The following is a 13,119-nucleotide window of genomic DNA, read 5'->3' on the forward strand; positions in this document are numbered from 1 at the left end:
TGCTCAGTACCGATGTAGTTGTGGTTGAGCATCCGGGCCTCTTCCTGGGCCAGGACGACAACCCGCCGCGCACGGTCGGTGAACCTCTCGAACATCTCGTCGCTCCTCACAGAGCGGTCAGGCGAGCACGGGAGATCCGGCCCGTCGTTCCGCATGGTAGCCCCGGCCCAGTGACCCGCTCCTTGGCAAGAGGGTTCCCCAAGCGCAGGGCGTTCATGCTCTATCCAACCCCCTGCCGGGGGTGACATGTTCCCGATACGCCGCAAGCGAACGAGGTTTTAAGGGAGCGCAAACACAATCGCGCGGTTATGCGATCGTCAGGTCCTCCGACGACCGGCATAACCGCGCGATCAAGGTTGGAGTTAGAGAGTGTCCCGCAGATCTTGCCGTAGCGAGGATCGTCCATGTGGATGCGTCGCAAGGGGGAGGAGCCAATAGCGGAGGTATTGGCCACTCCGGGCCCCGCGAAGATTCCGAGTCTGCAAGGAATCTTCGCAGGTGGGCTGACAACGCAGCCAGGCGCCACCTGGACGACCGCAGGAGGCAGAAGATCTAAGGGACACGCCCTTAGTGCGCGTCCTCGTACGCCTGGACGATCGAGGCGGCAATGCGGCCGCGCTCGCTCACGGGGTGTCCGTGAGCCTTCGCCCAGGCGCGGATCTCCGCGCTCTTCTCGCGAGTCATGGCTCGCTGGCCTCCGCCGCCCGCACCACGACGGCGCCCACGGGCCTGCCCGCTGTCCGCGCGCCGCGCGCTGGTGACGAAAGGCGACAGGGCCTCGCGAAGCCGCTTCGCGTTGCCGTCGCTCAGGTCAATCTCATAAGACGTGCCGTCAATCGCGAAGGTGACCGTCTCATTGGCCTCGCCGCCATCGAGATCGTCGATGAGAATCACCTGCGTGTGCTTGGCCATCCGGCAATCCTTTCGCAGCCCATAGTTTGATTCGTCAGCCAAACATATACCCGGTTTCCCCTGGCTGACAATTCAAGATTGCGGATTCTCAGGAACCTCTGAGTCCGGTGACTTCTCGCGTGGCTCCCGTGCCGTGCGGAGGCCGGCCGCGTCGGAACGTACCAACTTTACGATGCCGTAGACGACCGCGCCGGCGACGACCGCGGAAGGTATCAAGGCGGACAATACCTCTGTCATTCTGCCTCGCTCGTGCCGGGGGTGTCATTAGGTGCACCCGAGGAAATTCCGAGGACGTGGCAAGGCCGCCGGCCTCTTGCCGGGCCGGGCGCCCTGATACGACCATAGCGCCGGGAGGGACCAGACGCGCCTTCCGGGGTGCCCCCGGAGGGCCGAGGTAATCCTCGTCTCTCCAGCGGCCTTACCGGATGCACTCGAAATCGTACCCAGAATGCCGACCCCGGCGGTCACCGATCCGGGGCCGCCCGGCCGTTTCAGCCGCTTGCGCACTTCCCCGGCGACGGCGGGCGGCGGGGGCCGCACACCCTCGGGTTCCCCGGTTCCCGCACCGTAGCCGCAGGTGAGCGGCTTGCCGACGGGGACGGACAGGCACGCACCGACAAGCGTGAAGCGGCAAACACGTCCTGCGGAAAAGACCGGACCGGGACCTACGAGCGTTGAAGAGCCGGGTGAAACGAGGAGCCCCTGTCACGGCGGCAGGATCTTCACAAGGGGTCCGGCGCCCTTCTCGTAGGGCGCGCACGCCTTGCCGGGATATACGCGCAAGCAGATCGCCACAGCCCGGAAGCCTCGCAAAAAGAGAGGACCGGCCGGTTCCGTCAAGATCGACGAGCGGGACGTCTGAAGATCGAAAAAAGGAGCGGGGGCACAATCAGGCGGACGGCCCGGGCGGCCCTGGCGTCAGAGTTTCCCACGGCCAAACGATCCCCGCATTCCACGGGCCGCGCCTGCGGCCGGGTAGAGCGGGCGAGCATCCGGGAGCGCCATAAGGGCCTGTGCGGCTCCATACGGCCCCATAAGCGCCCCTGACGGTTCCTTAAGCCGCCCGTGGACGGATATGACCCCCCTGGGACGGCGAGGACCCACCTTAAGGATTGGCGCCGGGGGCGGTCTCGCGGTCATTGGGCACCTCTCGGGACGGTGAACCCAAGCATGGCATGCCCGGGCCGCCGCGCAAGGTTTTTCCGTCACAGCAGGGTTGAGCGGGCGGTGCGGACGGAGCCATAGCGACCCCATACAAAAACGGGGCCGATGGTCCGTTCCCATCGGCCCCGCCTGTCGTGGTTACTTGACCTTGACCACCACCGTGTTGGCGACCTTGTCATGCAGTGCCTGATGCAGCGGCTTGTCCCACAGCAGCCACAGCACGTTCAGAAGGGAGGCGAGGCTCGCGAGGTAGCTGATAACGGGAATCCACTGCAGGAACTCGAATCCGAAGAGCACGCCGGCGCGCTTCACCGCCACGTCCTGGGGAAGCCCGCCCGCGTCGAGAGTGCCGCCGACCGGAACGACCTTGATGCCCATGACTTTCTTACCGAGCGTCTGCCCCTGCGCCCGCAGCATGAGGAATTCGTAGGCGACCATGACGATGCCGCCCAGAATCGCGGTGAGCAGCGACGCCAGGAAGTAACCGCCTCCGGCGTCCACCACCCCGCTGGTCATGTTGATGCTCGGGGCGGTGACGACGATCCCCGTGATCACGAGCGTGATGATCCAGAAGGGAATCCCGACGATCACGCCGTCGATGATGCGGGCGACGAGGCGCTGCCACCACTCCGCGAGCGGGGCCGGTGCGCCGGGCGGGATCTGGCCCGCCGCCCCGTACGGCTGCGCGAAGCCGGGCTGACCGTACCCCTGCTGGCCGTACTGCTGGCCATAGCCCTGCTGCTGCCCGTAACCCTGCTGCGGGGCCTGCTGTGCGTACTGCTGGCCGTAGCCCTGCTGCTGGCCCTGCTGGGCGCCGTAGCCCTGCTGCTCGTACTGCTGCTGCCCGTAGCCGGGTTGCTGACCGTAGCCCTGCTGCTGACCCTGCTGCTGACCCTGCTGGGCGCCGTAGCCCTGCTGGCCGTACTGCTGCTGCCCGTAGCCCGGTTGCTGGCCGTAACCCTGCTGCTGACCGTAGTCCTGCTGCTGGCCGTAGTCCTGCGGGGCGGCCTGCTGGCCGTAGCCGCTCTGGGACGGCTGACCGTACTGCTGCTGGCCCTGCTGGGCGCCGTAGCCCTGCTGGCCGTACTGCTGCTGCCCGTAGCCCTGCTGCGGGCCGGTCTGGCCATAACCCTGCTGGCCGTAGCCCTGCTGCGGGGGCTGCTGCGGGCCGGTCTGCCCGTAGCCCTGCTGGCCGTACTGCTGCTGCCCGTACTGCTGCTGGCCGTAGCCCTGCTGCTGGGCGGCCTCCTGGCCGTAGCCCTGCTGCGGGCCGGTCTGGCCATAGCCCTGCTGGCCGTACTGCTGCTGGCCGTAGCCGCCCTGGGCGGGGTCGTAGCCGGGCGGCTGCTGCGGGCCCGTGTGCTGCCCGGGGTGGCGATAACTGACGACCGTGACGTCGGGGTCGTAGTCCTGGGCCTGTCTGTCCGTGTTGTACCCGGGGTTCGATGACGGCGGTGGCGTCCCGTCCGACTCGTCCTGGGGGTACGGCGGCTGTCCGGTGCTCACCGTGTCACCTCGTTTCGAAGACGCATGCGCCGCATGTCTGTAGCACACGCTGATATTGCCAAAAGTAGCGACAGGTGTATCAACAGTCACCTTTGCAGCAGATGACAATCACCGTCAAGATCGATGATCAATGCCCATCAATGGCGATCAATGACGGTCGAGGTGCAGCAACATCCGGGTGTTCCCCAGCGTGTTCGGCTTGACGTGCTCCAGGTCGAGGAACTCGGCGACACCCTCGTCGTACGACGCGAGCAGTTCCGCGTACACCTCCGGAGAGACCGGGGTGCCCTGGATGGGCCTGAAGCCGTGCCTGGCGAAGAACTCCACGGCGAACGTGAGGCAGAAGACCCTCCGCACGCCGAGGTCCCTGGCGGTCTCGATGAGCGCGGCGACGATCCGGTGGCCGACGCCCCCGCCGCGTGCCGTGGGGTCCACCGCGACGGTCCTGATCTCGGCCAGGTCCTCCCACAGCACGTGCAGCGCGCCGCAGCCGACGACCTGCCCGCCCGTCTCGGCCACCCAGAACTCCTGGACGTCCTCGTACAGGGTGACCGTGCTCTTCTTGAGCAGGCGGGGACCGGAGCCCGAGTACGCGTCGACGAGGCGCCGGATCACCCGGACGTCCGGCGTCCTGGCCCGGCGCACCGTCACGGCCGTGGCACCCGATCCGCTGGATGTCTGCGCGGCGACCTGCTCCATGGTCGGCCAGCCTAGCCGGACCTCCGCCGATCCCATGGGGTCGGCGCGGAGCGTCTTCCTCGCGTCTTCCTGGATAACGGTCATTCCCAAACGCCGCATCCGACATGGCGCCTGACCGTCCGTAGCCTCCAGGATACGGACGGATGCACAGCCGCACCCCGAGGTGGCCGTTCCAGTTCGTCCCACTTTTTCCAGCAGTCCGAGCAGCACATCCAATGCCTCAGATCGCTCTAAACCCAGGTGAACACGGACGCATCACTACCGAGCCCGTGACCCGACTGTGATCGTTTGGTTGTCAAACGTAGACGGGTTTCGGAGTTCTGGTTGAGCAAGAACTCGCCGTGCACTATCGTCCAGCGACGATGCCGGTCATCGTGAGCGCTCACGGCGACCGGGCGCCGAATCTTCGAGCACCGAGTGCGAAGGGGAACCGGGGACCCAACTGCAGGATCAGGATCGGTTCGGTCTGAGATCGTCAAGGGGTGAATCCGCCAAGGTAGGGCTACTCCGGCCCGAACCCGTCAGCTAACCCGGTAGGCGCTCAGTAGTGCCCCGCAGTACGGCCCCGTCCCGACGACACGGGCCCGCCGGCGGGGCACATGTGGGAGAGGAGCTCGGTTGCGCATGCGTGGAGGACGGCCGACGGGCAGGCACGCCCGCCGCCGACGGTCCGGATCCGGCACGGCCGGTCCGGGTGCCATCCGCCGCTTGGCGTTCGTCGGCGTCGCGCTCACCGCGATCACGTTCGGCGCCCCGGTGGTCCGCGCCACCGCCGACCCCAAGCCGAGCCTCAAGGAGCTCACCGAGCAGGTCGAGAGCCTCTACACCGAGATCGAGACCCTCACCGAGCAGTACAACGGCGAGCGCGTGCGTCTGAAGGCGGCCGAGCGGTCCGCCGACCTCGCCAAGAAGAACCTCGCCAAGAGCGAGGCCGAGCTGGAGGTCCGCCGGCAGAAGGCGAGCGCCCTCGCGCAGCACTCCTACATGACCAACGGGCTCGGCAACGCGCTCGTGCTCATCGACAGCGACGCCGACCCCCGGCAGTACCTGGACCAGGCCTCCACGCAGTACGCGCTGGAGCTGCAGGAGAGCCAGGAGGTCGCCGAGGTCACCAAGGCCATGGACGCCGCCGCACGGGCCAGGGAGAGCGCCTCCGCCCGGCAGGCCGAGGTCAAGAAGCTCCTCAGCGGCCTCGACTCGCAGCGCGACAAGATCACCAAGCTGATCAAGAAGACCGAGAGCAACCTTTACCGGCAGGTCTCCCGGACGGTCGGCAGCGAGACGCGCAGGAGGATGTCGTTCCCCATCGTGGGCGACGGCAAGGCCGCCCAGGCGGCGCGCTGGGCCCTCGCGCAGCAGCTCAAGCCGTACGTGTGGGGCGCCGAGGGGCCCGGCTCCTTCGACTGCTCCGGCCTGGTCATGGCGGCCTACCAGTCCGTCGGCATCAGCCTGCCCCACTACACGGGCGACCAGTGGACGGCCGGCACGCACATTCCCCGTGACCAGCTCCGCCCCGGCGACCTGGTGTTCTTCTACTCCGACCTGCACCACGTGGGCATCTACATCGGCGGTGGCTACATGATCCACGCGCCGCGCACGGGAGACGTCATCCACATCGCGAAGATCGCCGGGCGGCCGTTCGCGGGAGCGGTGCGCGTCGCCGACTGAGCCTCCCCAGAGGGAGGCCGTGGGGGCGGAACGCGGTCAGATGAGGCGGCGGCGCGCCGCCCAGGCGACCGCCTCGATCGCGGTCGCGACGCCGATGCGGTCGCAGATGCACCGCAGCCGGCGCCGCACGGTGCGCCCGCTGACGTCGAGACTGCGGCCCACCCGGTCGGCGGTCACGCCCTTGGCCAGCTCCGCGAGGAGAAGCAGGTCCTCTTCGGTGAGACCGGCACGGTCAAGCTCCGAGGCGAGATTGTCACCTCGGTAGACGACCTCGGGAACACCCATCGTCCGCCCTCCCCCACGACGATGATTCGTCGGCCCACCCTTCAGGGACGGTAAACGCCTGCAATGAAGGTCGTCAAGGTTCGGGGTCGAGCCGCCGGTCGTACGCCTCCCTGGCCGCCTCCACATCCTCCATGTGAACCTCGGCCCAGCGCTTGATCGCTTCCAGCAGCGGCATGAGGTCCTCGCCCAGCGGCGTGAGCCGGTAGTCGACCCGGACCGGCACCGAGAGGGTGACCGTACGGGAGACCAGGCCGTCGCGCTCCATCGTCCGCAGCGTCTGCGTGAGCATCTTCTGGCTGACGCCGGCGATCGTCCTCGCCAGCTCGCTGTACCGGAGCGGGCCGTGGGCGAGCGCGGTGAGCGCCAGGCTCACCCACTTGTCGCTGAGGGTGTCGAGCAGCTTCCGCGACGGGCAGGTCGCGACGTACGCGTTGTACCGCTGGCGCGCCTCCTCGCGGCGCTCGGCCGCCGTCCGGGTGGCCATGTCTTCCCTCCGCCTCCCTTACGCACTTTCAGGTGCCTTCTTACCCGGAGAGAGTAGCTCTCCCTACCCTGCTTGCCGTACGGAAGGAGGAATTCATGAGAGCACTGGTGGCACAGGGCGGCGCCGTACGGGTCGTCGACGTCGCCGAACCCGAGCCGGGGCCGGGACAGGTGCGGATCAGGGTCGAGGCGGCGGCCGTGAACCCCGTCGACCTGCTCACGGCCGCGGGCGCCCTCGCCGATCACAAGCTCATGCCGCACCAGGAGACGTACGCACTCGGCTGGGACGTGGCGGGCGTGATCGATCGCGTCGGTCCGGGCGTGACGGGCATGCGCCCGGGGGAGCGGGTCATCGGACTGTCGGACCGGCTGACGGATCCACTCAAGGCCCAGGCGGACCTGGTGGTGCTGGACGAGACGGCCGTCGCGCCCGCGCCCGCCGGAGTGGCCGCGCCCGAGGCGTCGACGCTGCCGCTGAACGCGCTCACCGCCGCCCAGGCGCTCGATCTCGCCGGGCTCGCCGAGGGTGGGACCCTGCTCGTCACGGGCGCGGCCGGTGGCCTCGGCGGCTATCTCGTGGAACTGGCCGTGGCACGGGGGATCAGGGTCGCCGCGGTCGCCGCGCCCGGCGACGAGTCACTGGTGCGGGGCTTCGGCGCCGAATGGTTCGTCCCGAGAGGCGCCGACCTGGCCGGGGCGGTCAGGGCCCTCGTTCCCGGCGGTGTGGACGGTCTGGTGGACGCGGCGGTCGTCGGCCTGCCCGCCCTGGACGCCGTGCGCAACGGGGGCGCGTTCGTCGCCGTCGGCGCCGGGCAGGCCCCGATCCCGCTGCGCGGCATCCGGGTCTCGACGGTGTTCGTCCGCGCCGACGCGGCCCAGCTCCGGGACGTCGCCAAGCTGGCCGAGGCGGGACGGCTGACCACGCGGGTCGCCGGCACCTATCCCCTGGAGCGGGCGGCCGAGGCGCACGAACGCCTGCGGAGGGGCGGCCTGCGCGGCCGGCTGGTGCTGTTGCCCTGAGTTGCCGAACACCCTGAGTTGCCGAACACCCTGAGTTGCCGAACACCGTCACCTGCCGGACACCCCGAGCTGCCGGCACCCTGAACTGCCGGGCACCCTGAACTGCCGGGCACCTTGAACTGCCGGACACCCTGGCGTGCGGGTCCCTGCCTTTTGGGCGCTCTGACGCCGCCACCGGTCCGCGAGGCGACCCGGAGGCGTCCCGGAGGCGTCCCGGAGGCGTGTCGGCACGGCCGCGGGCCGGACGGCCGTGCCGTCCGGCCCGCGGCGCCGGCGTTCAGGCGGTGTGACCCGCCTCCAAGGAATCCGACACGCCGATCAGGCGCGACCGAGCAGCTCGCGCACCCGGTCGCGGCCCACGGCCAGCAGCAGCGTGGGCAGCCGCGGGCCGGTGTCGCGGCCGACGAGCAGCCGGTAGAGCAGGGCGAAGAACGCGCGCTGGGCCGCCTTCAGCTCGGGCGTGGCCGCCTTGGCGTCCATGTCGAGCCCGGCCTGCACCTTCGGCACGCCGTACACGAGCGTGGTCAGCCCGTCGAGCGACCAGTGCTCGTCGAGGCCCTCCGCCAGCAGGCGCAGCGACTCCCGGTCCTGCTCGCCGAGCGTGTCGAGCAGCTCCTTGTCGGGCGTCTCGCGCACCTGCGTGCGGTCCTCCGCGGGCACGTACGTGTTCACCCAGTGCTGGGCGCGGTCGAGCCGCGGCCGCAGCTCGTCCAGCCCGGCGATCTCCGGGTCGAACGCGCGCAGGATGCGCAGCGTCTGCTCCTCGTGCCCGGTGGCGATGTCCACGACCGAGGCGAGCGTCCGGTACGGCAGCCGCCGCGGCGTCTCCGGCAGGACCCGGGAGGCCGTGCTCGACGCGCGGCGGTAGGCCGACTGGTCGGCCGGCAGCGCCGTGCCGTCCTGCACCTTCTTGGTCAGCGTGTCCCACTCGTCGTACATGCGCTGGATCTCCTGGTCGAAGGAGACCTTGAACGACTGGTTGGGGCGGCGGCGGGCGTACAGCCAGCGCAGCAGCGCGGGCTCCATGATGGACAGAGCGTCGGCCGGGGTCGGCACGCCGCCCTTGGAGCTGCTCATCTTGGCCATGCCGCTGATGCCGACGAAGGCGTACATCGGCCCGATCGGCTGCGGGGCGTCGAACACCTCGCGGACGATCTGGCCGCCGACGACGAACGACGAGCCCGGCGAGCTGTGGTCCACACCCGACGGCTCGAAGACCACGCCCTCGTAGGCCCAGCGCATCGGCCAGTCGACCTTCCACACCAGCTTGCCGCGGGTGTGCTCGGACAGCAGGACGGTCTCGCCGTGGCCGCACACACAGGTGTAGGACATCGCGGTGGTCTCGTCGTCGTACGACGTGACCGTGGTCAGGTCGCGGTCGCAGGCCGAGCAGTAGGGCTTGTAGGGGTAGTAGCCCCCGGCGCCGGAGCCGTCGTCCTCACTCGCGGCCCCCGAGCCCTCCAGGGCGGCAGCCTCGTCGGCGTCCACGACCTCCTTGGCCTTCGCCTTCTTGGTGCGGTACTGGTCGAGGATCGCGTCGATCCGCCGCCGCTCCCGCATGGCGAGCAGCACCTGCTCCCGGTACGCCCCGGAGGTGTACATCTGCGTCTGGCTGATGCCGTGGAACTCCACGCCCAGCTCGTTGAGCGCGGCGATCATCGGCGCCTTGAAGTGCTCGGCCCAGTTGGGGTACTCGCTGCCGGGCGGGGCCGGGACGGTGGTCAGCGGCTTGCCGATGTGCTCGTTCCAGGCGGGGTCGATGCCCACGGGAACCTTGCGGAAGCGGTCGAAGTCGTCCCACGAGATGATGTGCACGCACTCGTAGCCGCGCCGCCTGATCTCGTCGGCCACCAGGTGCGGGGTCATGACCTCGCGCAGGTTGCCCAGGTGGATCGGGCCGGACGGGCTGAGGCCGGACGCGCAGACGACGGGTTTGCCCGGTGCGCGCCGTTCAGCCTCGGCGATGACCTCATCGGCGAAACGCGCCACCCAGTCGGCGTCCATCACGTCAGTCCTCTCTGAACGGGATCCTGCCTTCTATGGTCCCGTACGCGAGGGAGTCGTCAGGACGCGTTACGGGCGTAGACCAGCCGCAGGCCGATCAGCGTGAGCCAGGGCTCGTGCACGTCGATCGTACGGGCCTCGCCGATGACGAGCGGCGCACCGGTGCCCGTGGCGACCACGGTGACGTCGTCGGGGTCGGAGGCCAGCTCGGCCGTCATGCGGTCGACGATGCCGTCGACCAGGCCCGCGAAGCCGTAGATGATGCCCGACTGGAGCGCCTCCACGGTGTTCTTGGCGATCACGGACCGCGGCCGGACCAGCTCGACCTTGTGGAGCTGGGCCCCGGCCGTGGCCAGCGCGTCCACCGAGATCTCCAGGCCGGGCGCGGTCACCGCGCCGACGTACTCGCCCCGGGCCGAGACGGCGTCGAACGAGGTGGCCGTGCCGAAGTCGACGATCACGCACGGCCCGCCGTACAGGGTGGTGGCGGCGAGCGCGTTCACGATGCGGTCGCTGCCGACCTCCTTGGGGTTGTCCATGCGGACCGGAACGCCGGTGCGCACGCCGGGCTCGACGACCACCGCCGTGACGTCGCCGTAGTAGCGCCGGGACATCTCCCGCATCTCGTTGAGCACCGACGGGACCGTGGAGCAGATCGCGATGCCGCTGATGTCGGCGTCCTTGAGCAGCGGCGACTGCCCGAGCAGACCCTGGAGCACCACCGCGATCTCGTCCGCCGTACGGCGGGGGTCGGTGGCGATCCGCCAGTGCTCGATCACCTCTTCACCCTCGAACAGGCCCAGCACCGTGTGGGTGTTGCTGACGTCGATGGTGAGCAGCATTCCCTGATTATGCATCACGAAGATCTAGACCCAGGTCGAGTGCCGGGGCCGAGTGCGTGAGCGCGCCGACGGCCAGGTAGTCGACCCCGGTCTCGGCGACCGCGCGGGCCGCGTCCAGGGTCAGCCCGCCGCTCGACTCCAGCCGCGCCCGCCCGGCCACCAGCCGTACGGCCTCGGCGAGCTGGTCCACGGTGAAGTTGTCGAGCAGGATCTCGTCGGCGCCCTCGGCCAGGACCGGCTCGATCTGGTCGATCCTGTCCACCTCGACCTCGATCGGCAGGCCGGGGAAGGCCTGCCGTACGGCCCGGAACGCCTCGGCGACGCCCCCGGCGGCGACGACGTGGTTGTCCTTGATCAGGGCGGCGTCGTGCAGGCCCATCCGGTGGTTGACCCCGCCGCCGGCCCGGACGGCGTACTTCTCCAGGGCCCGCAGCCCGGGCAGGGTCTTGCGGCTGTCGCGGACGCGGGCGCCGGTGCCCTCGACGGCGTCCACCCAGCGGCGGGTCTGGGTGGCGATGCCGGACAGGTGGGTGAGGAAGTTGAGCGCGGTGCGCTCCAGCGTGAGCAGGTCCCTGGTCGCGCCCCGCACGGTCATCACCACGTCGCCGGGGCGCACGCGGTCGCCGTCGGCGGCGTGCCGCTCGACCTCGACCGGCACGGCGGCCTGGCGGAAGACGGACTCGGCGACGGCCAGGCCGGCGACCACGCCCTCCTTGCGGGCCACCACGTCGGCGACGGCCCGCTGGTCGGCGGGGATGGTGGCGACCGAGGTCACGTCCTGCCCCCCGGCCAGGTCCTCCTCCAGCGCGGCGCGGACGAGACGCAGCACGGCGTCCGGGTCGAGGCCGGCCTTCTCCAGTTCGGTCCGCGGTTCCTCGTGGGGCGCGTACGTCAAGGTCAGTCCCTCCGCTGTCAGGGCGATGTCGATGTGCGCCCGCCAGCGGGCGTCGTCGCGGTCGGGGTGGTCCTCCCGCCAGTGCGAACCGCGGGTCTCCTCGCGCACGGCCGCCGCGGCGACCAGCGCGGAGGCCACCGTGAGGAGGTTGGTGGCCTCCCACGACTCGGTGCAGGGCTCGACCTCGACCGGCGTCCAGCGGGCGTCCGAGAGCGCGCGGGCGACCTGCGCGAGGGTCCGGTCGCTGCGGAGCACCCCGGCGCCCCGGCTCATGTGGCTCTGGACCCTGGGACGCGTACGCGGGTCCACCAGGCCCTCGGGCCGGTCGTCGCGCTCGGCGGGCTCGCGGGGCGCGAGGTCGCGGGCGGCCAGATCGGCGGCGATGCGCTCGCCGTAGACGAGCCCTTCCAGCAGCGAGTTGGAGGCCAGCCGGTTGGCGCCGTGCACGCCCGTGCAGGCCACCTCTCCGCAGGCGTACAGGCCGGGCACGCTGGTCCTGCCGTACAGGTCCGTGCGCACGCCGCCGCTCGCGTAGTGGGCGGCCGGGGCGACGGGGATGGGCTCGGTGACGGGGTCGATGCCGTGCTCCCGGCAGACCGCGAGGATCGTGGGGAACCTGGTTCGCCACTTCTCCTCGCCGAAGTGGGTGGCGTCGAGGTAGACGTGGTCGGCGCCGGTTCGCGCCATCTGGCGCATGATCGCCTTGGCGACCACGTCGCGGGGCGCGAGGTCGGCCAGCTCGTGGACTCCCTGCATGAAGCGCTTGTGCTCCGAGTCGATCAGCACGGCGCCCTCGCCGCGCACGGCCTCGGAGACGAGGGGCTGCTGGCCGGTCGAGCCCTCCCCCAGCCACAGGACCGTGGGGTGGAACTGCACGAACTCGATGTCCCTGACCACCGCGCCGGCCCGCAGAGCCAGTGCGACACCGTCCCCGGTGGACACGACGGGGTTGGTGGTGGCCGCGTAGACCTGGCCCATGCCGCCGCTGGCCAGCACCACGGCCCCGGCCCGTACGGCGCCGACGCCGTCGCGGGCGCCCTCCCCCATCACGTGGAGCGTGACCCCGCAGGCGTGGCCCTCGGCGTCGAGGAGGAGGTCGAGCGCGAGGGCGTGCTCGATGACCTCGATGCGGGGCTCGGCCAGCACGGCCTCGGCGAGGGCCCGCTGCACCTCGGCGCCGGTCGCGTCGCCGCCCGCGTGCACGATGCGGTTGCGGTGGTGGCCGCCCTCGCGGGTGAGCTGGAGCTCGCCGTCGGTGTCGCGGTCGAACTCGGCGCCGTGGCTCATCAGCCGCTTCAGCGCGTCGGGGCCCTCGGTGACCAGGACGCGTACGGCCTCCTCGTCGCACAGGCCGACCCCGGCGACGAGCGTGTCCCTCAGGTGCTCGTCGGGGGTGTCCTCGGGGTCGAGGACGGCGGCGATGCCGCCCTGGGCCCAGCGGGTGGACCCGGCCGACAGCACGTCCTTGGTGACCACGAGCACCCGCGCCCGGGGGTCGAGTTCGACGTGGCGCAGCGCCACGGTGAGGCCGGCGATGCCGGACCCGATCACGACCGCGTCGGCCTCGACGGTCCAGCCGGGTGCGGGGGCGGTGAGTCTGCGTGCGAGCGCCACCATGAGGGGATCCCCTTTCGTCATAAT

At 70.3% G+C, this 13,119-nt stretch carries 10 protein-coding genes and 1 riboswitch; of the genes, 2 read left to right on the top strand and 8 right to left on the bottom strand.

Going from position 1 to position 13,119, the window contains the following annotated elements:
- Positions 1-567: 567 nt before the first annotated feature.
- The 3 genes from ABZ857_RS40550 to ABZ857_RS40560 all read right to left on the bottom strand — a co-directional run bounded on the left by ABZ857_RS40550 (position 568) and on the right by ABZ857_RS40560 (position 4,281).
- On the bottom strand, positions 568-912 hold the full coding sequence (locus ABZ857_RS40550; protein WP_357055037.1) for an Lsr2 family protein: 345 nt from the start codon (positions 910-912) through the stop codon (positions 568-570).
- 1,302 nt (positions 913-2,214) lie between these two features.
- Positions 2,215-3,582, bottom strand: a complete 1,368-nt coding sequence (locus ABZ857_RS40555) for an RDD family protein (RefSeq protein WP_357055040.1) — start codon at positions 3,580-3,582, stop codon at positions 2,215-2,217.
- 147 nt (positions 3,583-3,729) lie between these two features.
- Entirely contained in the window at positions 3,730-4,281 is a 552-nt protein-coding gene (locus ABZ857_RS40560) for an amino-acid N-acetyltransferase (protein ID WP_357055042.1), read from the bottom strand.
- Between the two features lie 401 nt (positions 4,282-4,682).
- Positions 4,683-4,836: riboswitch (cyclic di-AMP (ydaO/yuaA leader) on the top strand.
- A 153-nt stretch (positions 4,837-4,989) separates the two neighbouring features.
- On the opposite strand from ABZ857_RS40560, the gene ABZ857_RS40565 reads away from it, so the two are divergent.
- Positions 4,990-5,949, top strand: coding sequence for an NlpC/P60 family protein (locus ABZ857_RS40565; protein ID WP_357055045.1), 960 nt, complete (start codon positions 4,990-4,992; stop codon positions 5,947-5,949).
- A 36-nt stretch (positions 5,950-5,985) separates the two neighbouring features.
- On the opposite strand, the gene ABZ857_RS40570 is transcribed toward ABZ857_RS40565, so the two are convergent.
- Positions 5,986-6,234, bottom strand: coding sequence for a LuxR C-terminal-related transcriptional regulator (locus ABZ857_RS40570; RefSeq protein WP_357055048.1), 249 nt, complete (start codon positions 6,232-6,234; stop codon positions 5,986-5,988).
- Positions 6,235-6,307: 73 nt separating this feature from the next.
- The gene (locus tag ABZ857_RS40575; RefSeq protein WP_357055051.1) at positions 6,308-6,718 is read right to left on the bottom strand and encodes a helix-turn-helix domain-containing protein; all 411 of its coding nucleotides are present in this window, start codon (positions 6,716-6,718) and stop codon (positions 6,308-6,310) included.
- A gap of 95 nt (positions 6,719-6,813) precedes the next feature.
- Between ABZ857_RS40575 and ABZ857_RS40580 the strand changes: the two genes are divergently transcribed.
- Positions 6,814-7,737: an NADP-dependent oxidoreductase gene (locus tag ABZ857_RS40580; RefSeq protein ID WP_357055054.1), complete on the top strand. Its 924-nt coding sequence runs from the start codon at positions 6,814-6,816 to the stop codon at positions 7,735-7,737.
- Positions 7,738-8,055: 318 nt separating this feature from the next.
- Here the strand turns inward: ABZ857_RS40580 and lysS are convergent, their stop codons facing one another.
- From lysS to ABZ857_RS40595, 3 genes are read right to left on the bottom strand one after another with little or no spacing between them, the layout of a single operon-like run.
- The gene (lysS, locus tag ABZ857_RS40585; RefSeq protein WP_357055057.1) at positions 8,056-9,741 is read right to left on the bottom strand and encodes a lysine--tRNA ligase; all 1,686 of its coding nucleotides are present in this window, start codon (positions 9,739-9,741) and stop codon (positions 8,056-8,058) included.
- A gap of 59 nt (positions 9,742-9,800) precedes the next feature.
- Positions 9,801-10,583: a type III pantothenate kinase gene (locus tag ABZ857_RS40590; RefSeq protein WP_079319601.1), complete on the bottom strand. Its 783-nt coding sequence runs from the start codon at positions 10,581-10,583 to the stop codon at positions 9,801-9,803.
- A gap of 7 nt (positions 10,584-10,590) precedes the next feature.
- A complete protein-coding gene (locus ABZ857_RS40595) occupies positions 10,591-13,095 on the bottom strand; it encodes an L-aspartate oxidase (protein WP_357055060.1) in 2,505 nt (834 codons plus the stop codon).
- Positions 13,096-13,119 lie beyond the last annotated feature (24 nt).

It is taken from the genome of Microbispora sp. NPDC046933, from assembly GCF_040644635.1.
Taxonomy (GTDB): Bacteria; Actinomycetota; Actinomycetes; order Streptosporangiales; family Streptosporangiaceae; genus Microbispora.